The following is a 19,432-nucleotide window of genomic DNA, read 5'->3' as shown; positions in this document are numbered from 1 at the left end:
CGCCGACACGGCGGCGCAGGTGGTGGTCGGTGCAGCGCGCGACCGGCCGTGCACGCTGGTCGTCTGCCGGGGCTGCTGCTGCGGCAACGCGCGCAAGCACCGCGGCTTCGACCACGACGGACAGCTCGCCCGGCTGCGCGCGGCGGCCCGCGCCTCCGAAGGCCGCCTCGCGGTCCGTACGACCGACTGCCTCGGCCCCTGCGACCAGGCGAACGTGCTGGTCGTCCAGCCGTCGGGCACCGGGCGGCGGAACGGCGGCCGGGCCGCCTGGATCGGTTTCGCGATGAGCGACGACGCCACCGAGGACGTCCTGCGGTGGGCGGCCGACGGCGGCCCCGGCATCGCCGCGCCGCCGCCCGCACTGGAGCTCCAGTTCATCCGGCCACCGGGTGCGGCGCAGCAGGGCCGGGCGGCAGGCAGGCGCGGCCGTGCCCGCCGCTGACGCGGAAACCAGTGCAGAGGAGGAGGGGGTGGCCCTGGACGCGGCGACCGCGACGGTCGTCGCGGCCACCCTGCAGGCCCTGGCCGCCCCCTCCCGGCTGCTGATCCTCGCCGCGCTGCGGAACCGCCCGCACCCGGTCTCCGAGCTCGCCGCGGAGATCGGCATGGCCCAGTCCGCCGTCTCCCACCAGCTCCGCCTGCTGCGCACACTGGGCCTGGTCAGCGGCCACCGCGAAGGGCGGCGCATCGTCTACCGGCTGTACGACGACCATGTCGCCCAGCTCCTCGACGAGGCCCTGCACCACACCGAACACCTCCGTTTGGGCCTGCGGGGCATGCCCTGACCCCACATGCCCTGAGCCCGTGTCCTGCAGCCCGGCAATTCACCATGGCGTAACCGTGCATTGGTCCCGAGTCACCCCCACGTCACCTCACCAGGGCATGGATGGATACAGAGGGACCGCCGCGGCCTCCCGCCGGAAGCCGCGCGGACACGAGCGGTAAAAATGGGACAGGAGCGTGATTCCGGTGGGTGAATTCCTTGTTGCGGCGCTGGCGAAGGCCGGGCTCGTCATCGCCGAGGCGATCCTCACCCGGTTCGTCATCGATCTGTACACCGCGTACGTACGCAAGAACCGTACGCACGCGGCGATGGCTACCGCGTGAGGCGACGGGACCGGCCGGTCGGGACGTGCAGGTCCGAGTCCCGGAGCCGGGCGGTCGCCACCATGCTCACCAGGCCGGTCAGGGCCAGATAGCCGCAGGCCAGCCATGGCGTGCCCGATCCCAGGGCCAGCAGCGCCGTCATGACCAGCGGGGTGATCCCCGAGGCGAAGATGCCGGACATCTGGTAGACGAACGACATGCCCGTGTACCGGACGGGGGTACGGAACAGCGCGGCGAACAGCGTGCCCTGGGCCCCGTAGAACGACGCGTGCACGATCCCGAGGGTGATGAGGAGCGCTGCGGTGAACGCCCAGGTACCGCCCGTGCCGAAGAGCCAGAACGCCGGGAAGACCGAGACGGCGAAGGCACCCATGCCCACGAGATAGACGCGGCGCGCGCCCAGGCGGTCGACCGCCGCACCCGACATCGGTATCAGTACGGCCATGAGCAGCGCGGCGGCCGTCACCGCGAGCAGCACCGCCGTACGGTCCAGCTCGAGCGTCCCCGTCGCGTAGGTGATCGCGAAGACCCCCCAGGTGTTGAAGGCGGCCCCTTCACCCCACCGCGCCAGCATGCCGAGCAGGACGTGCCGACGCGCCGCGGGCTCGCGTACCAGCTCCACCAGGGGCGCGGAGCGCGGCAGCTCCTGCAGCCGGCGCACCGCGCGGAAGGCCGGCGTCTCGTCGATCTTCAGCCGTACGGTCAGGCCGACCCCGACCAGCACCAGGCTGACGAGGAACGCGATCCGCCACCCGTAACCGAGGAACGCCGCATCGCTGAGCACATCGTTCAGCAATGCGAACACCCCGGTGCCCAGCGCCAGTCCGAGCGCCAGCCCGATCTGCGGATAGCTGCCGAACCGGCCCTTGCGGCCGTCGGGCCCGTACTCGACCGCAAGCAATACCGCTCCGGCCCACTCGCCGCCCAGCGCCACGCCCTGCGCGACGCGCAGGACCAGGAGCAGTGCGGGGGCGAGCAGCCCGACCTGCTGGTACGTCGGCAACAGGCCGATGAGCGCCGTCGAGACGCCCATCAGGCCCATCGTGAAGGCGAGGGTGCGCTTGCGGCCGATCCGGTCGCCGATGTGCCCGAACAGCAGCCCGCCGACCGGGCGGGCGACGAAGCCCACGGCGAACGTCGCGAACGACAGCATCGTGCCGACCGTGCCGTTCGCCGTCGGGAAGAACAGCTTGTTGAAGACCAGCCCGGCGGCCGTCGAGTACAGGAAGAAGTCGTACCACTCGACGGTGGTGCCCAGGAGGCTGGCGAGCACCACGGTCTTCAGCCGGGTCGGCGGGGCGCCCGCCTGCCGTTCGTCCGGGTGCGGTGGCGCCTGCGAGGGCGCGGGGGCCGGGCTCATCGGCCGGCGAACGGGACGATGCCCGCCTCGGCCGTGCGCGGACCGGCCGGGTGCTGCCACAGACCGCGCCGCTCCAGCAGCGGCAGCACGCCCTCGCCGAACCAGTACGCCTCCTCCAGGTGCGGCACACCGGAGAGCACGAACTCCTCGATGCCCAGCCGGGCGTACTCCTCGATGAGGTTCGCGACCTCGGCGTGGCTGCCCACCAGCGCCGTGCCGGCGCCGCCGCGTACCAGTCCGACGCCCGCCCACAGGTTGGGGTAGATCTCCAGGTTGTCGCTGGACCCGCTGTTGTGCAGCTCGCGCATCCGGCGCTGGCCCTCGGACTCGCTGGTCGCCAGGCCCTGCTGCACCGCCTTGATGCGCTCGGGGTCCATCCCCTTCAACAGCCGCTCCGCCTCGGCCCACGCCTGCTCCGAGGTGTCCCGGCTGATGGTGTGCAGCCGGATACCGAACCGTACGTCGCGGCCCTGCGCGGCGGCCAGCGACTGGATCCAGTCGATCTTCTGCTTCACCTGCTGCGGCGGCTCGCCCCAGGTCAGATACACATCGGTGTACCGCGCCGCCACCTCACCGGCCGCGGGCGAGGAGCCGCCGAAGTAAACCCGCGGCACCGGGTCGGGCAGCCGGTTCAACTTGGCGCCTTCCACCCGCAGATGCTCGCCGTGGTGGTCGACCGTCTCGCCGTCCCACAGCCGCCGCACGATGTCCAGGAACTCGCCGGTGCGCGCGTACCGCTGGTCCTTGTCGAGGAAGTCGCCGTACGCGCGCTGCTCCGCCGACTCGCCGCCGGTGACGACGTTGAGCAGCAGCCGGCCGTGCGACTGCCGCTGGTACGTCGCGGCCATCTGCGCCGACAGGGTCGGGCTGATCTGGCCGGGCCGGAAGGCGACGAGGAACTTCAGCCGCTCGGTGACCTGCGTGAGCATCGCCGTGGTCAGCCAGGCGTCCTCGCACCACGCGCCCGTCGGCGTCAACGCCCCGACGAAACCGAGCTGTTCGGCGCTGCGGGCGATCTGACCGAGGTACTCGACGGAGGCGGGCCGGTCCCCGCCGGCGGTGCCGGGCAGGGAGCCGTGCCCGCCGCCGACGATGTGCCGGCTGTCACCGGTCGTGGGCAGGAACCAATGGAACGTCAGGGCAGAAGACATCGAGGACTCCGGGGAAGGGCGGCGGGCCACGTCCGGGCAGGGCACGACGGCCCGGCGCGGGACATGACGGTGCGCCGCGGAGGAGGCGACGACGGTGCGTCACCAGGTGCGGAAAGGGGAACTGCGGAAGCGGAGCTTCAGAAAGCCGTGCTTCGGAGAGCGGGGCTTCTGACAGCAGAGCTTCGGAAAGCAGGAGAAAGGCGCGGCAGCGCGGGCCCGGGAAGAGCGGGGAACGCGGCCGAAGAACGCATCAGGCGCGACAGTTGGCGCTGGACTGGCGACACAGATCGACGTGGAGGCGTCCCACGAGGAGGTCGGCAGCAGCAGTCATGCCTGGCATTCTGCGCCGTCCGACCTGTGCGGATCAAGCCGCTGAGACGAGTATTTCAGCACGTGAGACGGCCCGGGGTCGGAGCGCGCGGCGCCAGTCGTTTCTACTGGCCGCCGACAGTGGGAGGCGCGTCGCGGTCGCTCACGGCGAATTCCACGGCGGCCGATCGCGGCCACTGCGCGCCCTGGCGGTGCAGCAGCTCGTACCGCTGGTCCCCGAGCGCCTCCCGGGCGGTGGCGTCGAACCGGGCGTGCAGGGCCCCCAGCTTCGGGTTGCCGACGAACGGCGCCGCGCCCGCCAGCGCCAACACCGCGCTCGCCGCGCCGAACAGACAGGCCGCGCGGGAATGCCGCCCCTCCTGCGCGGCGACCCAGGCCAGCAGGCTGAGGGAGGACGCCACGCCGAGCAGGTCGTCGCGCGCGGACTGCAGCTCCAGGGCGCGGCGCCCGCCCTGGCCGGCGGCGGTGGTATCCCCGGAGAGCACCTGGGCGACGCCGCTGGAGATGAGGATGAACGCCGTGAAGTAGCTCTCCTCATTGCCCTCGCCGAGCAGGTCGCGCGCCTCGGCGAAGGCGGCGAGCGTGGCGTCGACGTCGCCGGCGATGGTATGGGCGACGCAGCTGCGGATCGCAGCCAGGCACATGCCGGATGTGTCGCCGAGGTCGCGGAAGATCTCGGTCGCCCGGCGCAGCAGGTCCAGGCCCGCGTCGGGCGCGCCGGCGTAGGCCAGCGACTGCCCGCGGCTCATGGCGGCATATCCGGCCAGTCGGAGGTCGCCGAGCCGGTCGGCGACTTCCTGCGCCTCGTTTGCGAACTGCTGCGCCGCCGCGTGTTCGCCCCGGTACGTCGCGTAGGTGCAGCTCCACACCAGGGTCGTGAACCGGTCGGCGGACGGCTCGGGCGCACGGGCGAGCGCCAGGTCCATCCAGTGGCCCGCCTCACGGGGCTGCCCGGCACAGGTCCAGTACGGCCACATCACCGCCGTCAGCGCCACCGCGTCGCCACCACCGCCGTCGAGGGCGTAACCGAGCGCGGCGCGCAGGTTCTCCCGCTCGGGGACCAGTCCCCAGTACAGCGGCACCTGCTCGGAGGTGAGGAAGCGGTCGGCGAAGTGGCGCAGCAGGGAGGTGTAGTGGGCGACGTGGCGGCGGCGGCAGGCGTCGCGCTCACCGATGGCCGCCAGCCATCCGGCGCCGTATTCGCGGATGGTGTCGAGCATCCGGTAGCGGTCCCCGTCCCCGGTGGGCGTCCAGGACAGGATCGAGGCATCGGCGAGCGCGTGCAGGAGGGCCGGGATCTTCTCGCCGGGGATCAGGTCGTCGGCGCACACCCGACGCGCCGCCTCGGCGTCGAAATCGCCGGCGAACACCGACACCCGCGCCCACAGCAGCCGCTCTTCCGGCGTGCACAGTTCGTTGCTCCACCCGATCGCGGTACGCAGCGCCTGATGCCACGGGGGATCGGCGTCCGGCACCACCTCGCGGTCGTTGCCCAGCACGCCCAACCGGTCGTCCAGCCGCTCGGCCAGCTCGGTCATGCTCAGCTCATGCAGCCGGGCCGCGGCCAGCTCGATCGCCAGCGGCAGTCCCTCCAGGCGGCGGCACAGCCGTACCAGCTCCGGCCGATTGGCGTCGGTAACGGTGAAGCCCGGCACGGCCTGCGTGGCCCGCTCGGCCAGCAGCGCCACCGCGTCCTCCGGGTCCTCCGCGCCCGTGGCCAGGTCGCCCTCCTTGGGCACGGGCAGCGGGTCGAGCACGACCACCTCCTCGCCGGCCACATTCAGGGGGCGCCGACTCGTGGCCAGGATCCGCAGGCCCGGCGCGGCCTGCAGCAACACCTCCGCCGTCAGGGCACAGGCCTCGGCGAGGTGCTCGCAGGTGTCCAGCACCAGCAGCGTCTCCCGCTCGGCCAGATACTCCGCCACCACATCGATCATCGGCCGGGTCGTCTGGTCGGCCAGCGGCAGCGCCTCGGCGATGACCAGCGCGACCAGCTCACCGTCCCGCAGCGGCGACAGCTCGACGAACCACACCCCGTCCCGGAACTGCGCCTGCACGGCCTGTGCGGCCGCCTGCGCGAGACGGGTCTTCCCCACGCCGGCGACCCCGGTCAGCGTCACCATCCGGGACCGCCGGCACACAAGGCGTTCCACACGTGTCAGTTCGACTGCGCGCCCGATCAGACGCGTACGAGATACCGGCAGGGAGCGCACCCTGCAGAGTGTCCCCTCTCGTCCCCGGACCATGGCGCGATGTCACCGAATACCTGAGAGCCGTGCAAACCCGCCCCACCCTGACCGCGACAGGCCGCCGCCTGCTGGGAGCGGATCACTTACTTCCACGTTCCGCTCGGGCGAGGTGGTCCATTGGCACGCTCTTGTTCTCGTGGGGGCGCGTATTGCTGTGCCAATGGCTCAGCGTTTCCGCGTCCTGTTGAGCCAGTGTGCCCTCGGGTGTTCTGATGGTCGTGTCGATGGCGCTGCGGATTCCGCGGCGCCTTTTTCATGCCATGCGTGCTGGAACGCAGAAGGGGCGGGGATCCGTGCTGAAGAGGGTGTTCGTTGCTCCGGATCCGGGGCGGCTGCGGTTGCGCAGTGCGCTGCGGGCGGTGCTCGGCATCGGGCTGGCGGTGGTCCTGTGCGGACTGGCCGGCCATTCGCTGGTCGCGGTCATCTTCGGTGGGCTCGCGGCCCTGCTGGCGCTCTTCACGGTGACGGACCCGACGGTTCGGGGACAGGCGGTCACCACCGCGCTGTTCCCGGCGGTGGGTTTCCCCGTACTCGCCCTCGCCGCGATGTTGCACGACTACCCGTTGGCCCGGGACGCGGCCTTTCTCGCCGTGGTCGGCACCGGGGTGTACGCGCGCCGGTGGGGGCCGCGGGGGCACTCCCTCGGCGTGCTCGGCTTCATGGCCTTCTTCGCGTCGCAGTTCCTGCACACGGTGCCCGGCCAGCTGCCCGAGCTCTACGAAGCGATGCTGCTGTCGCTGCTGGCCTCCTCGGCCGTGCGCTTCGGACTGTGGTGTTACGAGCGTCGGCTGCCGCCGCCCGCCGTCGTACCGCCGCTGAACGTCGGCACCGGGCTCGCCCGGCCGACCACGCGGCAGGCGGTCCAGGCCATGGCCGGCGGTGCCTTCGCACTCGCGGCGGGGCAGGTGCTCTCCCATGACCGCTGGTACTGGGCCGTGGGCGCGACGTGGTGGGTCTTCGTGAACACGGCGTCGAGCGGCGAGACGCTGGTACGGAGCTTCCGGCGGGTGCTCGGCACGGTGCTCGGGATCGTCGTCGGGCTGGGCGTCGCCGTACCGCTGCACGGCGCGCCGGTGGCCACCGCCGCGCTCGTCGCGGTCTGTGTCTTCGGGATCTTCTACACGGCCGCCGTCTCGTACACCTGGATGATGTTCGCGGTGACGGTGATGGCGGGGCTGCTGTACGGGCTCCTCGGCGTGCTGGACCCGGGGCTGCTCGTGCTGCGGGTCACGGAGACGGGCGTCGGGGCGCTCGGCGCGGTACTGGCGGTGCTGCTCGTGCTGCCCGTCACCACGCACGCCACGACGGACGCCTGGATCGAGCGCGCGCTGCGCTGCGTGCACGCCTGCACGGCCGAGGCCGCCGCGCGGCTGGCCGGCTCCGCGGCCGCCGACCCCGCGCCGCGGATCGCCGAGCTGGAGCTGCTGCTCGGCAAGGTACGGGTCTCGATCGCCCCGCTGGTCCACCCGCTCAGCCCGCTGCGTGCCCGCAAGGAGCGGGCGCGTCAGGTCGTCGCCCTGCTCGACGACTGCGCCCGCGAGGTCCGCGGGCTGGCCGCCGTCGCGGCCGACCCCGAGGCGTCCCACGACGACCGCCTCACCGCGGCGTGCCGACGGGTCGAGGCCGCGGTGGCGGCGCTGACGACGCCGGAGCGCGCGGCGGAGCGGGCGGCCGGTCAGCAGCGGGAGCGGGTGGCCGGTCAGCAGTGGGTGGCCGTGGCCGCCGCGCCGCGCATTTCGGCGACGGAACCGGCCCTCGCCCACCTCGACGGCCTGGAAAGGGCGCTCGCCGAACTCGCGGTACCTCTGCGCGATTCCGGTCGCCCGCCGCTGATCAGCGCCTGACGACGACCGCACGGGCGGGTACGGACGGGCTGTACGCACGGAGTACGGACGGATACAGGCGGATACAGGCGGGCTCCGCGCCGCCCCGGCTGTTAGCGTCGGTGACCGACCGATGCGGGGCGTGCGGACGGGAAGCGGGGTACGGGTGTGAACGGTGACGGCCGGAACGGTGCCGGGCGGCGGGCGTACATCGGGTCGACGGCCGGCGGGGCCGGCGTGGTGACCGCGGAGGCCGACCCGGAGAGCGGGGCCCTGAAGGAACTGCACCGCACCGACGCGGTGACCAACCCCTCCTACCTCGCGGTGTCCGGCGACGGCCGGCTGCTGTACGCGGTGAGTGAGACGCCCGACGGCGCGGCCGCGGCGTTCTCGCTCGCGGGCGACCGGCCGGAACCGCTCGCGCCGCCGGTGCCCGTGCACGGCTCCGCGCCCACCCACCTCACCCCGCACGCCGGGCACCTGCTGACCGCCAACTACCGCTCCGGCAGCGTGAGTGCGCTGCCCCTGCGGGCCGACGGCGCGCCCACCGCGCCCGGCCCCGGCGCCGTGCTCCAGCACCACGGCAGCGGCCCGAACGCCGAGCGGCAGACCGGCCCGCACGCGCACGCCGTGGTGGCCGACCCCACGGGACGCTGGGTGCTCAGCGTGGACCTCGGCACCGACTCCGTACGCGTCTGCGACATCGACCCGGGGAGCGGGCGACTGGTCATGCGCCGCGAGATCGCGCTGCGCGCCGGCAGCGGCCCGCGCCATCTGCGCTTCCACCCGGGCGGCTGGCTCGCGTACGTCATCAACGAACTGGATCCGACGGTGACCACCTGCCGCTGGGACGCCGTACAGGGGGTGCTGACGCCGGTGGGGGAGACGTCCGTACTGCCTGACGGTGGCGTGACGCCGACGCTGCCGTCCGAGTTCGTGGTCTCCGCCGACGGACGGTTCGGCTGGGCCGCCAACCGCGGGGACGACAGCATCGCCGTACTGGCGCTGGAGCAGGACGGCCTGTCGCCGCGGCTCGTCACGACCGTGCCGTGCGGCGGCACCTGGCCGCGCGACCTGGCGCTGCACCCCGGAGGGCGGCACCTCTACGCCGCCAACGAGCGCTCCGGGGACGTCACATGGTTCACGGTCGCCCCGGAAACGGGCGTCCCGGAGCGGGCAGGTTCGATCCCGGTACCGTCGGCTTCCTGCGTGGTCTTCGGGAACCTGCCGGTCGGCGCCGACCGTTGAGTATGTTCAGCCGATAGCGGACGCTCGGCGGCGAGATCGTCCGAATGGCGGGCGCGGCGGCCAGGAACCGGGCAGTCTGACGGCATGACCGTCGGATTCAGTGGTGAAGTCGCCGAGTACTACGCCCGCTTCCGGCGCGGCTACCGCCCGGAGCTCCTGGACGCCCTGCAGGAAGCCTTCGGCCTGACCGCCGGCGACACCGCGCTCGACCTGGGCTGCGGCACGGGACAGTTGACCGTGCCGCTCGCCGAGCGGGTCGGCTCCGTACTCGGCATGGACCCCGAACCGGACATGCTGCGGCTGGCCCGCCGGGCCGCCGAGGAAGCAGGCGTACGCAACGCCACCTGGGTGCTCGGCGCGGACACCGACGTCCCGGCGCTCGGCACGCTGCTCGGCCGCGGCTCCCTGGCCATGACCGTCATCGGCCAGGCGCTGCACTGGATGGACCACGAGCAGCTCTTCCGCGAGCTGCGCCCGCTGCTCCGGCCCGGCGGCGGCATCGCCGTGATCGCGAACGGCGTACCGCTCTGGCAGCAGGAGAGCTACTGGTCGGACGCGCTGCGCGGCTACCTGGAGCGGTACTTCGGCACGGTACTGCAGGCCACCTGCGGCACGGCCGACGACGATCAGGAGCGCTACGCCCGGGAGCTGCGCGCGGCGGGCTATGACGGGGTGCGCGAGATCGACCACCGCTACCGCGTGGAGCTGACGTTCGAGGAGCTGGTCGGCGGCGTCTGCTCCGCCGTGCCGGCCGGCCGGCTGCCGACCGCCGCCGACCGCCCGCACTTCGCCGCCGGCCTGCGGGCCGCACTCCCGCAGGGCCCGTACGCGGAGGAGGTACGGGTACGGGTGCTGGTGGGGCGCACGAGCGGCTGAGTACGGGGGAGCGCCCCCGGATACGGCGATGGGCCGCCCCGCGTGCTGCGGGGCGGCCCATCCGGTACGTCGTCCACTGTTTCGTTCACTGCATTGCCCACTGCTGTGCCCACTGCTTCGCCCACTGGCTTGTTCACCAGGCCGGGTCGCCGGCTGCCGATGGCGGCCGGTGGGGGTTCAGCGGGTCGCGGCGCCCTGTGCCGACTGCAGCGTGATGCCGAGCGACGCCGCGTAGTTGGACAGGACCAGGCGGCCCACCGCCATGTACGCACCCAGCGCCTCCGCGGAGGCGCAGCCCGCCTCGGCCGCGGCCGCCCCCAGCAGGCCGTCGGCGATCTCCGGGCCGATCAGGTACGGGGCCAGCGCGAGCTGCTGCGAGCCCGAGGCCCGGAGCTGCTCGGCCGTACGCGAGATCGCGCCGTCCTCGTCCAGCGCGGCGGCCAGCACCGGCACCGCGAGACGCGCGGAGAGCAGCATGCCGGTGATGCCGGCGGCCTGCACGGCCTCCTCGCCGCCGACGGTGGCGAGAATGATGCCGTCAGCGGCCGTTGCGACCGTGAACAGGCGGGCGCGGTCGGCGCGCGCCAGGCCGGCCTCGGACAGCCGTACGTGCAGGCCCTCGGCGAGCAGCGGGTGCGGCCCGAGCACGTCGGTGAGCTCGGCGGCGGAGCCACTGTTCATGATCGCCTGGCGTATGCGGCGCAGCAGGGCGTTGTCGGGCCCCGCGAGCAGCGGCACGACCACGGCGGCCGGGCTGTCCTTCAGCTCCTGCGCACCGCCCTCGATGCGGGCCCTGCGCTCGGCGGCGGCGTGCGCGAGCACGGCCTCCAGCGACGGGAACTCCTCGTCACCGCCGTCGACGTACCCGATCCGCGCGTCGAGGCCCGGCAGCTCGGAGCGGGCGATGCTGGACACCTCCTCCGCCAGGCTGCGCGACGCGGCGTTGGGTGCGCCGGGAACGGCCAGGACGAGGGCGGGCGCGCCCTCGGGAGCGGCGACCGGCTCGGGTTTGCGGTGGCGTCCGGGCTGGCGCGGACGCGGCATTCGTACAGGCAGGCCGGGTGCGGGCCCAGTGGGGGAACTCATGGCGCCGCATGCTAACGCCTCTTCGGCACCCCGTGCCGAGGGAGGGCACGGTCGGGTGACTTGTGTACCGATTCGTCCCGCGCGTCTTCGCGCGAGCGCCCCACGACACGCCGTGTGATCTGCGCTGACTTGCGAGGCGGGCGGTCGGGGGAGGCGCGGTTGGGTGGATTCCGCTTAGCGGGCACCGGGAGGTGCCGGGGGCGCCGACGTCGGGGAGCTGGGGCGGTCGGTGGCGGGGTCGGGTGACCGTCGGAAGGCGGGGCTGGGTGGAGACGGAGGGAGGTGGTGGGTGTGTTCGCGACTGTTAATACGGTGAGGAGGGGATCGCGCGCGTGCTCACCCGGCGACGTGCAGGAGCCGGTCGTCGGTCGGCAGCCGCAGCGCGTCCCGGGCCACCGCCGACGCGATCAACAGCGCGCCGTCCAGCGGATCGCCGTCCGCCGCGCGGAGGCGTACGCCGGGCAGCCGCACCGCGAGCGCCGCCCGCAACGGTTCCAGCAGCGGTTCGCCCATCTTGAAGAGGCCGCCGGTGTACGCGACGTCCAGGCCGGTGGGCGCGGCCGCCGGCGGGCAGACCGCGGCCGCGGCGTCGGCGATGTGATGGGCTGCCTCGTCGAGGATCGCGGCGGCGAACTTGTCCTCGGCGGCGCAGCGCGCGACCTCGGGCGCGAAGGAGGCCAGCACGGCGGGCCGGTCCGCGCGCGGATACAGCTTGCCGGGCAGGCCCGTGACCGGCCCGAACACCGCTTCCGCGCGGGCCAGCAGCGCCGCCGAACCGCCGGGCCTGCCGTCGTACGCGCGCATCGCCGCCTCCAGCCCGGCCCGGCCGATCCAGGCGCCGCTGCCGCAGTCGCCCAGCAGGTGGCCCCAGCCGTCGGCGCGGCGCCAGCCGGTCGCCGCGGTGAGGTCCGTACCCATCGCGACCATGCCCGTACCGGCCGCGACCACGGCCCCGGGGCGCTGGCCGAGCGCGCCCGCGTACGCGGTGACCGCGTCGGCCGCGAGGGCCAGCCGGTCCGTGCCGAGCGCGCGGGACAGCGCGGCCGGCAGCGCGGCGCGCAGACCGTCGCCGAGCGTGGCCATCCCGGCCGCGCCCACGCACACCGCGGCGCACCGCCCGTCGCCGCCGGCCTCGCGCAGCAGCGAGCCGGCCGCCGGCAGGAGCCGGCCGAGCAGATCGTCCGGGTCGATGCCGTCCGGTCCCGTACGCACCGGCTCCCGGAAGACGACCGTACGCAGCCGCTGCGCTGGGGCCGACGCCTCTTCGGCCGCGGCATCGTTCCCGACTGCGTTCGCGATCCCGTATGCGCGGGCGACCGCGATCCGCAGGCCCGAGCCGCCCGAATCGACGCCGAGTACCAGTGCCGGTCCCGGCGCCGGTGTGGTCTCACCCAAAGCCGCGGGCGTCCTGCTTGAGGGCGGTGTCGACGGTCAGCGCCGTGGCGACCACCAGGCTCAGCAGCGGGTCGGGCAGCTGCTGGTGGATCTGCAGGACGTAGTTGTCCGCCGTGGTGAACATCGTCTTGGCGAGGCCCTCCCACGTCTTGGTGATCCGGGCGATCTCCTGGTCGGCGTGGTCGACGATGGCGAAGTTCCAGGCGCGCCAGTTCTCCGCCTTGATCGCGCCGATCTGCTGGCCGTTGACCACCAGCGCGAAGTTGATCTTCCCGATGGCGTTCTGCTGCACGATCTCGCCGACCGGCTGCCCGTCCGGGCGCTCCACCAGCACCTTGGACTTGATGAACTTGGCCGGGCGGGTCAGCACGAGCTGCGGCTGCCCGTACGCGTCACGGATCTCCAGCTTGTGGGTCATGTACTGGTCGAGGCTGGAGACCAGTCGCAGCACCTTCTTGGCCGTGCTCTGGCCGACCTGCACGACCGAGCCGACGGTGTTGCCGTTCTGGTCGAAGACGCTGTACTCGTTCGTCATCTCGATCAGCTTGGCCTTCTGGTTCACGACCAGAACCGGCTCGCTGAACAGCGAACCGCCACCGGGGCCGGCGGGAGCGCCGCCGGGCTGCTGGGGGTAGCCGTACGCCTGCGGCTGCCCGCCCGGGTACGGCGGCTGCCCGACCGGCTGAGGCTGGGGCTGCGGTTGCGGCTGAGCGTACGGCTGCTGCTGCGGCGCGCCCTGCCCGTACGGCTGGGGCTGCGGCTGGGCCTGCGGCATCGGCTGCGCGCCGGGTGCCTGCGCGTGCTGGTGGTGCTGGCCCTGCTGGTGCTGCGGCTGGCCGTGTTGCTGTGCCTGGCCGGAGGCCTGCTGCTGCGGCTGGCCGTACTGCTGGCCCTGTCCTTGGCCCTGCGCCTGGTTCTGGTCCTGGCCCGTGCCCGGGGCCTGCTGCTGTGTCTGGCCCGTGGCCTGCCCCTGGCCGCTGCCCTGGTGGGTGTGTTCGGTCCACCGGGCGCCGTCCCACCAGCGCAGTTGGTCAGGCGTGCCCTGCGGGTCGGCGTACCAGCCCGCCGGCGGCACGTTCGAGTTCGTGGTCATGCGTTGCACACTATCCCTCCAGCTCAGCACGGCCGTCGGGCCACCACGTCAGCCCAGCCACCGGACCGCCGCACCGCCGCCGCCACGCGGGCAGGGGCGCCGCCGCGCGGTCAGGGGAGCTGCCAGGACACCGGTTGCGCGCCCTGCCTGACCAGCAGGTCGTTGACCCGGCTGAACGGCCGCGAGCCGAAGAACCCCCGGTCGGCGGACATCGGCGAGGGATGTGCCGACTCCACCGACGGCACCTGCCCGAGAAGCGGGCGCAAATTGCGCGCGTCCCGCCCCCACAGGACGGCCACCAGCGGCCGCTCGCGCGCGGCGAGCGCACGGATGGCCTGCTCGGTGACCTCTTCCCAGCCCTTGCCGCGGTGTGCGGCGGGCTTGCGCGGCGCCGTCGTCAGGGCGCGGTTGAGCAGCAGCACGCCCTGCTTCGTCCACGGCGTGAGGTCACCGTTGGACGGCCGCCCCAGCCCCAGGTCGGAGTGCAGCTCGCGGAAGATGTTCTCCAGGCTGCCCGGGAGCGGGCGCACCTCCGGCGCAACCGAGAAGCTGAGCCCGACGGCATGCCCCGGCGTGGGGTAGGGATCCTGCCCGACGATGAGCACCCGCACGTCGTCGAAGGGCTGTTGGAAGGCGCGCAGCACGTTGCTGCCGGCCGGGAGGTAAGTACGTCCCGCGGCGATCTCGGCCCGCAGGAAGTCGCCCATCGCGGCGATCCGTCCGGCAACGGGCTCAAGTGCCTTCGCCCAGCCCGGTTCAACGATTTCATGGAGAGGTCGTGCAGCCACGGCGTCACCCTACTGGCCGTCCGGTGGTCCGTATCAACCCGTGCCCCCTTCCCCCGGTCACCTTCGCCTCCCTCCGGTCAGCTTCGACCACGACCACGCACAGATCACGCCATCACCGGTCACCTCCCGGTCGTCCGGACAACAGTCGCCCGGATCACGGTCGCCCCACTCACGGCCGCCCCGCTCACGATCGCCGCTTCACGCCAGCACCGCCGCCCGTACGCACAGCACGTCCGGCAGATGGGCGGCGAGCTGCTGCCAGCTGTCGCCGTCGTCCGCGCTGGCGAACACCTCGCCGTTGCGATTGCCGAAGTACACGCCCGCCGGGTCCCCTTCGTCCACGCACAGCGCGTCCCGCAGCACCGTGCCGTAGTGATCCTCCTGGGGCAGCCCCTCGCTCAGCGCCTCCCAGCTCGCGCCCGCGTCGGAGGTCCGGAACACCCGGCAGCGGTGCTCGGCCGGCACCCGGTCCATGTCCGCGGTGATCGGGAAGACGTATGCCACGTCACCGCGGTGCGGGTGCGCGGCGACCGCGAAACCGAAGTCCGACGGCAGCCCCGACCCGATGTCCGTCCACTGCGCGCCCGCGTCGTCGCTGCGGTACACCCCCCAGTGGTTCTGCAGGTAGAGGCGGTCGCGGTTGACCGAGTCCTGCGCGATCTTGTGCACACACTGGCCGAATTCCGGGTCCGGGTCGGGCAGGAACACCGCCTTCACGCCCGCGTTGGACGGCGACCAGCTCGCCCCGCCGTCCAGGGTGCGGAACACCCCGGCCGCGGACACGGCCACCGTCACCGCGTCGGCGGTCCGCGGGTCGGTGATCACCGTGTGCACCGCGAGGCCGCCGCCGCCCGGCACCCACTCGTCGTGCGAGGGGTGCTCCCACAGCGGCCGCACCAGCTCGAACGACTCGCCGCCGTCCTCGGACCGGAACAGCGCGCCCGGCTCCGTACCGGCATAGACTACGTCGGGCGCGGCCGGGCCCGCGGGCTGCAGCTGCCACACCCGCTCCAGTGAACTCTCCGTGTAATCCGGGTACTTGACCGCCGGGCGGGACGGCTCCACCCAGCTTTCGCCGAGATCGTCCGAGTGGAAGACCGAAGGGCCCCAGTGCGCGCTGTCCGCGCCGGCCAGCAGCCGCGGCGTGGCGCGGCGGGTGTCGATGCCGATCGAGTAGACCGCCTGGGCCGGGAAGTGGGGCTCGCTCAGCTCCCACCTGCCCCGTCGTCGCCGGCCGAGGAACAGGCCCTTCCGGGTCCCTACCGCGAGCAGGACATCAGCCGTGTGGGTCGTCATGTCAATGCACCTCCGAACGCCGTTGTTCCAGGTACGAGTCAGTCTGCACCCGACCACTGACAACGGCCCTCGGAAGCGACATCCGCCCAGGTCAGAGAGGGCGTGGCGGGCCATGCGGCAGGTCGTCCGTCAGGTCGTGTAGTCCGCGTTGACGCGGATGTAGCCCTCGGTCAGGTCGCAGCCGTAGACCGTCGCCGTGGCGTCGCCGATGCCGAGGCCGATCATGATGTCGACCTCGTCCCGCCGCATCGTCTCGGCCAGCTTTTCGAGGGTGCCGGCCGCGGGCTCCTCCGGGTACACCTCGGTCTCGCCGAACCGTACGGTCACCTTCGCCGGCTCGATGTCCGTGTCCTCGGTGTTCTTGCCGATGGCCATGACGACCCGGCCCCAGTTCGGGTCGGCGCCGTGCACGGCGGTCTTGACCAGCGGAGAGTTCACCACGCTCTTGGCCACCCGCTTGGCCTGCGCGTAGTGGGCGGCCTGCGCCACCGTGACGCGCAGCAGCTTGCTCGCACCCTCCCCGTCGCTCGCGAGCTGCTGAGTGAGGTCCAGGCACACCGCGGCGAGCGCTGCCGAGAACGCCGCCGGGTCGACCGGCCCCGCCGCCCCGTTGGCGAGCGCGGCCACGGTGTCGGAGGTGGAGGTGTCGGTGTCCACGCTCAGGCAGTTGAAGGTCTTGTCCACGGCGCCGCGCAGCGCGGTGTCCAGCGCGGTAGGGGAGAGCTCCGCGTCGGTGAACACGTAGGCCAGCATCGTGGCCATATTCGGCTCCAGCATGCCGACGCCCTTGGCGACGCCGACGATGCGGGCCCGGCCGACGCGCCGCGTGCTGGTCTTCGGGCGGGTGTCCGTGGTCATCATCGCGCGCGCCACATCGAGGGGGCCCGCCTCGAAGGCCCCCGTGCCGCGCTCCGCCGTCGTCTCCAGGTGCGCGCGGATGGCGTCCATCGGGAGCGGCCGTCCGATCACCCCGGTGGACCCGATGAGCACGGCGTCGGCCGGGACGCCCAAGATCTTGGCGACCCGGCCGACGACCTCGGCCGCGTTCTCCTCGCCCTGCCGGCCGGTGGCCACGTTGGCGTTCTGCGCCAGGGTGGTGACGGCGCGCAGGCGCCCGCCGGCGGCGTGCGCCCGGCTGAGTACCACCGCGGGGCCCGCGAAGCGGCTGCGGGTGAACATCGCGGCGCTGACCGACGGCCGGTCCGACGCGACGATCGAGATGTCGTCCCCGTGCGCCCGCAGGCCCCCGTTCCCGGTGTACGCCCGGAAGCCCACGGGCCAGATGAGCTCGCCCGCACCCGCACCCGCGACTGAATGTGCATCAATATGTGTCATGCGGAATATAGTTGCGAGCGAGCTCCAAGGCGTCCAGCTATTTTATTGAACGGGTCCGCATGGCCATGCGTCCCAACCCGTATGCGTTACTCGCCCAGCACCCGCCCCAGCGCCTCGATCGCCGACGACAGTTCGTCCTCCGTGATGGTCAGCGGCGGGGCCAGCCGGACGGTGGAGCCGTGGGTGTCCTTGACCAGGACGCCCTCCCGCATGAGGCGCTCGCTGATCTCGCGGCCCGTGCCCAGTGCGGGGTCGACGTCCACGCCCGCCCACAGGCCGCGGGCGCGGAAGCCGGTGATGCCCTTGCCGGTCAGACCGGCGAGACCGGCGCGCAGCACCTCGCCCAGCTCTGCCGCCCGGCGCTGGTACTCGCCGGTGGACAGGAGGTCGATGACGGCCGAACCGACCGCGGCGGCCAGCGGGTTGCCGCCGAAGGTGGAGCCGTGCTCGCCCGGGTGCAGCACCTCCAGCACGTCCCGGCGGGCCACGACGGCGGAGACCGGGACGATGCCGCCGCCGAGCGCCTTGCCGAGGAGCAGCACGTCCGGGACGACGGACTCGTGTTCGACGGCCAGCGTGCGGCCCGTGCGCCCGAGCCCGGACTGGATCTCGTCGGCGATGAACAGGCATCCGGCCCGCCGGGTCAGCTCGCGGACGCCGGCGAGGTAGCCGTCGTCCGGGATGAGGACGCCGGCCTCGCCCTGGATGGGCTCGATGAGCACGGCCGCCGTGGTCTCGTCCACGGCCGCTTCGAGGGCGGCGAGGTCGTTGTACGGGACGATGCGGAAGCCCGGCGTGTAGGGGCCGTAACCGGCGCGCGCCACGGGGTCGGTGGAGAAGCTGACGAGCGTGGTGGTGCGGCCGTGGAAGTTGTCGGCGGCGACGACGATCGTGGCCTGGTCCGGGGCCACGCCCTTGACGTCGTAGGCCCACTTGCGGGCGACCTTGATGCCGCTCTCGACGGCCTCGGCGCCCGTGTTCATCGGCAGGACCATGTCCATGCCGGTGAGCGCGGCCAGGCCTTCGGCGAAGCCGGCGAGCCGGTCGTTGTGGAAGGCGCGCGAGGTGAGGGTGACCTGGTCGAGCTGGCGGTGCGCGGCCTCGACGAGCGCCGGGTGGCGGTGGCCGAAGTTCAGCGCCGAGTAGCCGGCGAGCATGTCGAGGTACCGGCGGCCCTCGACGTCCTCGACCCACACGCCCTCGGCGCGCGCCACGACCACCGGGAGCGGGTGGTAGTTGTGCGCGAGGACGGGCCCTTCCGCGCGGATCAGCTCCGCCGAGGAGCGGGCGTCCGGTGCGGGGGGCTGCGGCGCGGGGCCGGCCGCGGCGGCGGAGAAGCGGGTGGGCGCGGTCATGAGCGGACCTCCTGGGTGCAGCACTTGATGCCGCCGCCGGCCTTGTGGAACTCCGAGAGGTCGACGGGGACAGGAACGTAGCCGTGACGGGCGAGTTGTTCAACGATCCCCTCAGCCTGCGGGGCAACGAAGACATGACACCCGTCGGAGACGGAATTGAGGCCGAACGCCAGCGCGTCGTCCCGGGTGGCGAGCACCGCGTCCGGGAACAGCCGCCGCAGCACCTCACGGCTGCCGGGCGAGAACGCGTCCGGGTAGTACGCGATGTTGCTGTCGTCGAGCGGGAAGAGGGCGGTGTCGAGGTGGTAGAAGTACGGATCCACCAGCTGCAGGCTGATCGTCGGCACGCCGAGGAACTCCTGCACCTCCCGGTGCGCCTCCCGCGTCGTGCGGAAGCCCGTACCGGCCAGGAGGTGGCCGCCGACCGGCACGAGGTCGCCCTCGCCCTCGCACACGGCCTCCGGCACGTGCACGTCGAACCCGGCCGCCCGGAACCACTTCTCGTACGAGTCGGACTCCGGCCGGCGCTGCGGCGCATGGAAGCGCGAGCCGAACACGCGTCCCCCCAGGACGAGCGCCGAGTTCGCCGCGAACACCATGTCCGGCAGTCCGGCCACCGGCGGCACCGTCTCCACCGTGTGGCCGTGGTCGCGGTACGCCTGGACCAGGGCCGCCCACTGCCGCTGGGCCAGGGCGGTGTCGACCGGCGCGCCGTCGCGCATCCAGGGGTTGATGGCGTACTGCACATCGAAGTACCGCGGCTCGCAGAGCAAGAAGCGCCGCGGGCGCGGCACACGGGGCGGACGCACGATCGTGCGCACCGCCGCCTCGCTCACGGGCTCGCGTACCGGTACGGGCATGGGTACGGACACGGGTTCGGGCACGGCGGGGTCCTCCGATCCGCGGACGGGCAGGGGACGTCACCCGAGTGACACGGGGT

At 73.0% G+C, this 19,432-nt stretch carries 18 protein-coding genes; 6 read left to right on the top strand and 12 right to left on the bottom strand.

The window, feature by feature from the left end; genetic code table 11:
- The first annotated feature begins 19 nt into the window (after positions 1-19).
- From IF04_RS0133360 to IF04_RS38940, 3 genes are all read left to right on the top strand, one after another.
- On the top strand, positions 20-442 hold the full coding sequence (locus IF04_RS0133360) for a hypothetical protein (protein ID WP_030266706.1): 423 nt from the start codon (positions 20-22) through the stop codon (positions 440-442).
- Positions 429-785, top strand: a complete 357-nt coding sequence (locus tag IF04_RS0133355; protein WP_051831802.1) for an ArsR/SmtB family transcription factor — start codon at positions 429-431, stop codon at positions 783-785. Before IF04_RS0133360 ends, IF04_RS0133355 begins: the two co-directional genes overlap by 14 nt.
- Positions 786-969: 184 nt before the next feature.
- Positions 970-1,107, top strand: coding sequence for a hypothetical protein (locus IF04_RS38940; protein ID WP_157847748.1), 138 nt, complete (start codon positions 970-972; stop codon positions 1,105-1,107).
- Here the strand turns inward: IF04_RS38940 and IF04_RS0133345 are convergent.
- The 4 genes from IF04_RS0133345 to IF04_RS0133335 form a co-directional block, all read right to left on the bottom strand.
- Positions 1,097-2,467, bottom strand: a complete 1,371-nt coding sequence (locus tag IF04_RS0133345; protein ID WP_030266702.1) for an MFS transporter — start codon at positions 2,465-2,467, stop codon at positions 1,097-1,099. The two genes, IF04_RS38940 and IF04_RS0133345, sit on opposite strands and share 11 nt — an antisense overlap.
- Positions 2,464-3,618, bottom strand: coding sequence for an LLM class flavin-dependent oxidoreductase (locus tag IF04_RS0133340; RefSeq protein WP_030266699.1), 1,155 nt, complete (start codon positions 3,616-3,618; stop codon positions 2,464-2,466). The genes IF04_RS0133345 and IF04_RS0133340 overlap by 4 nt, the downstream gene beginning before the upstream one ends.
- A 250-nt stretch (positions 3,619-3,868) precedes the next feature.
- The gene (locus IF04_RS40465; protein WP_425428484.1) at positions 3,869-3,949 is read right to left on the bottom strand and encodes a putative leader peptide; all 81 of its coding nucleotides are present in this window, start codon (positions 3,947-3,949) and stop codon (positions 3,869-3,871) included.
- A gap of 103 nt (positions 3,950-4,052) precedes the next feature.
- A complete protein-coding gene (locus tag IF04_RS0133335) occupies positions 4,053-6,101 on the bottom strand; it encodes an ATP-binding protein (RefSeq protein WP_211259897.1) in 2,049 nt (682 codons plus the stop codon).
- A gap of 389 nt (positions 6,102-6,490) precedes the next feature.
- Here IF04_RS0133335 and IF04_RS0133330 point away from each other — a divergent pair, with 389 nt between their 5' ends.
- The 3 genes from IF04_RS0133330 (at position 6,491) to IF04_RS0133320 (ending at position 10,144) form a co-directional block, all read left to right on the top strand.
- Positions 6,491-8,041, top strand: a complete 1,551-nt coding sequence (locus IF04_RS0133330) for an FUSC family protein (protein WP_030266694.1) — start codon at positions 6,491-6,493, stop codon at positions 8,039-8,041.
- Positions 8,042-8,188: 147 nt separating this feature from the next.
- Positions 8,189-9,268 carry a lactonase family protein gene (locus tag IF04_RS0133325; RefSeq protein ID WP_030266690.1) on the top strand — a complete coding sequence of 360 codons (1,080 nt, stop codon included), beginning with the start codon at positions 8,189-8,191 and terminating at the stop codon, positions 9,266-9,268.
- An 84-nt stretch (positions 9,269-9,352) separates the two neighbouring features.
- Positions 9,353-10,144 carry a class I SAM-dependent methyltransferase gene (locus IF04_RS0133320; RefSeq protein WP_030266687.1) on the top strand — a complete coding sequence of 264 codons (792 nt, stop codon included), beginning with the start codon at positions 9,353-9,355 and terminating at the stop codon, positions 10,142-10,144.
- A 177-nt stretch (positions 10,145-10,321) separates the two neighbouring features.
- On the opposite strand, the gene IF04_RS0133315 is transcribed toward IF04_RS0133320, so the two are convergent.
- The 8 genes from IF04_RS0133315 to ddaH all read right to left on the bottom strand — a co-directional run bounded on the left by IF04_RS0133315 (position 10,322) and on the right by ddaH (position 19,286).
- Positions 10,322-11,230: a sirohydrochlorin chelatase gene (locus tag IF04_RS0133315; protein ID WP_078601135.1), complete on the bottom strand. Its 909-nt coding sequence runs from the start codon at positions 11,228-11,230 to the stop codon at positions 10,322-10,324.
- A gap of 336 nt (positions 11,231-11,566) precedes the next feature.
- Entirely contained in the window at positions 11,567-12,625 is a 1,059-nt protein-coding gene (locus IF04_RS0133310; protein WP_211259896.1) for an N-acetylglucosamine kinase, read from the bottom strand.
- On the bottom strand, positions 12,618-13,718 hold the full coding sequence (locus IF04_RS0133305; RefSeq protein ID WP_030266675.1) for an LURP-one-related family protein: 1,101 nt from the start codon (positions 13,716-13,718) through the stop codon (positions 12,618-12,620). Before IF04_RS0133305 ends, IF04_RS0133310 begins: the two co-directional genes overlap by 8 nt.
- Before the next feature lie 110 nt (positions 13,719-13,828).
- Positions 13,829-14,506 carry a uracil-DNA glycosylase gene (locus IF04_RS0133300; RefSeq protein WP_030266671.1) on the bottom strand — a complete coding sequence of 226 codons (678 nt, stop codon included), beginning with the start codon at positions 14,504-14,506 and terminating at the stop codon, positions 13,829-13,831.
- 198 nt (positions 14,507-14,704) lie between these two features.
- Entirely contained in the window at positions 14,705-15,802 is a 1,098-nt protein-coding gene (locus IF04_RS0133295; protein ID WP_030266668.1) for a WD40/YVTN/BNR-like repeat-containing protein, read from the bottom strand.
- A 129-nt stretch (positions 15,803-15,931) separates the two neighbouring features.
- A complete protein-coding gene (argJ, locus tag IF04_RS0133290) occupies positions 15,932-17,137 on the bottom strand; it encodes a bifunctional glutamate N-acetyltransferase/amino-acid acetyltransferase ArgJ (protein WP_051831793.1) in 1,206 nt (401 codons plus the stop codon).
- Between the two features lie 86 nt (positions 17,138-17,223).
- Positions 17,224-18,492, bottom strand: coding sequence for an ornithine--oxo-acid transaminase (gene rocD, locus IF04_RS0133285; RefSeq protein WP_030266662.1), 1,269 nt, complete (start codon positions 18,490-18,492; stop codon positions 17,224-17,226).
- A complete protein-coding gene (ddaH, locus tag IF04_RS0133280; RefSeq protein WP_030266659.1) occupies positions 18,489-19,286 on the bottom strand; it encodes a dimethylargininase in 798 nt (265 codons plus the stop codon). The genes rocD and ddaH overlap by 4 nt, the downstream gene beginning before the upstream one ends.
- Positions 19,287-19,432: the final 146 nt, after the last annotated feature.

The sequence above is a fragment of the Streptomyces violens genome (assembly GCF_000717745.1).
GTDB classification, from domain to species: Bacteria; Actinomycetota; Actinomycetes; order Streptomycetales; family Streptomycetaceae; genus Streptomyces; species Streptomyces violens.
The sequence above is the reverse complement of the archived record's forward strand: the minus strand, read 5'-3'. Positions and strand labels throughout refer to the sequence as shown.

Bases quoted from the DNA above. Each gene is read 5' to 3' on its own strand.
- IF04_RS0133345 (WP_030266702.1), bottom strand. From the start codon at position 2,467: ATGAGCCCGGCCCCCGCGCCCTCGCAGGCGCCACCGCACCCGGACGAA.
- IF04_RS0133340 (WP_030266699.1), bottom strand. From the start codon at position 3,618: ATGTCTTCTGCCCTGACGTTCCATTGGTTCCTGCCCACGACCGGTGAC.
- IF04_RS40465 (WP_425428484.1), bottom strand. From the start codon at position 3,949: ATGACTGCTGCTGCCGACCTCCTCGTGGGACGCCTCCACGTCGATCTG.
- IF04_RS0133320 (WP_030266687.1), top strand. From the start codon at position 9,353: ATGACCGTCGGATTCAGTGGTGAAGTCGCCGAGTACTACGCCCGCTTC.
- IF04_RS0133315 (WP_078601135.1), bottom strand. From the start codon at position 11,230: ATGAGTTCCCCCACTGGGCCCGCACCCGGCCTGCCTGTACGAATGCCG.
- IF04_RS0133305 (WP_030266675.1), bottom strand. From the start codon at position 13,718: ATGACCACGAACTCGAACGTGCCGCCGGCGGGCTGGTACGCCGACCCG.
- IF04_RS0133295 (WP_030266668.1), bottom strand. From the start codon at position 15,802: ATGACGACCCACACGGCTGATGTCCTGCTCGCGGTAGGGACCCGGAAG.
- argJ (WP_051831793.1), bottom strand. From the start codon at position 17,137: ATGACACATATTGATGCACATTCAGTCGCGGGTGCGGGTGCGGGCGAG.
- rocD (WP_030266662.1), bottom strand. From the start codon at position 18,492: ATGACCGCGCCCACCCGCTTCTCCGCCGCCGCGGCCGGCCCCGCGCCG.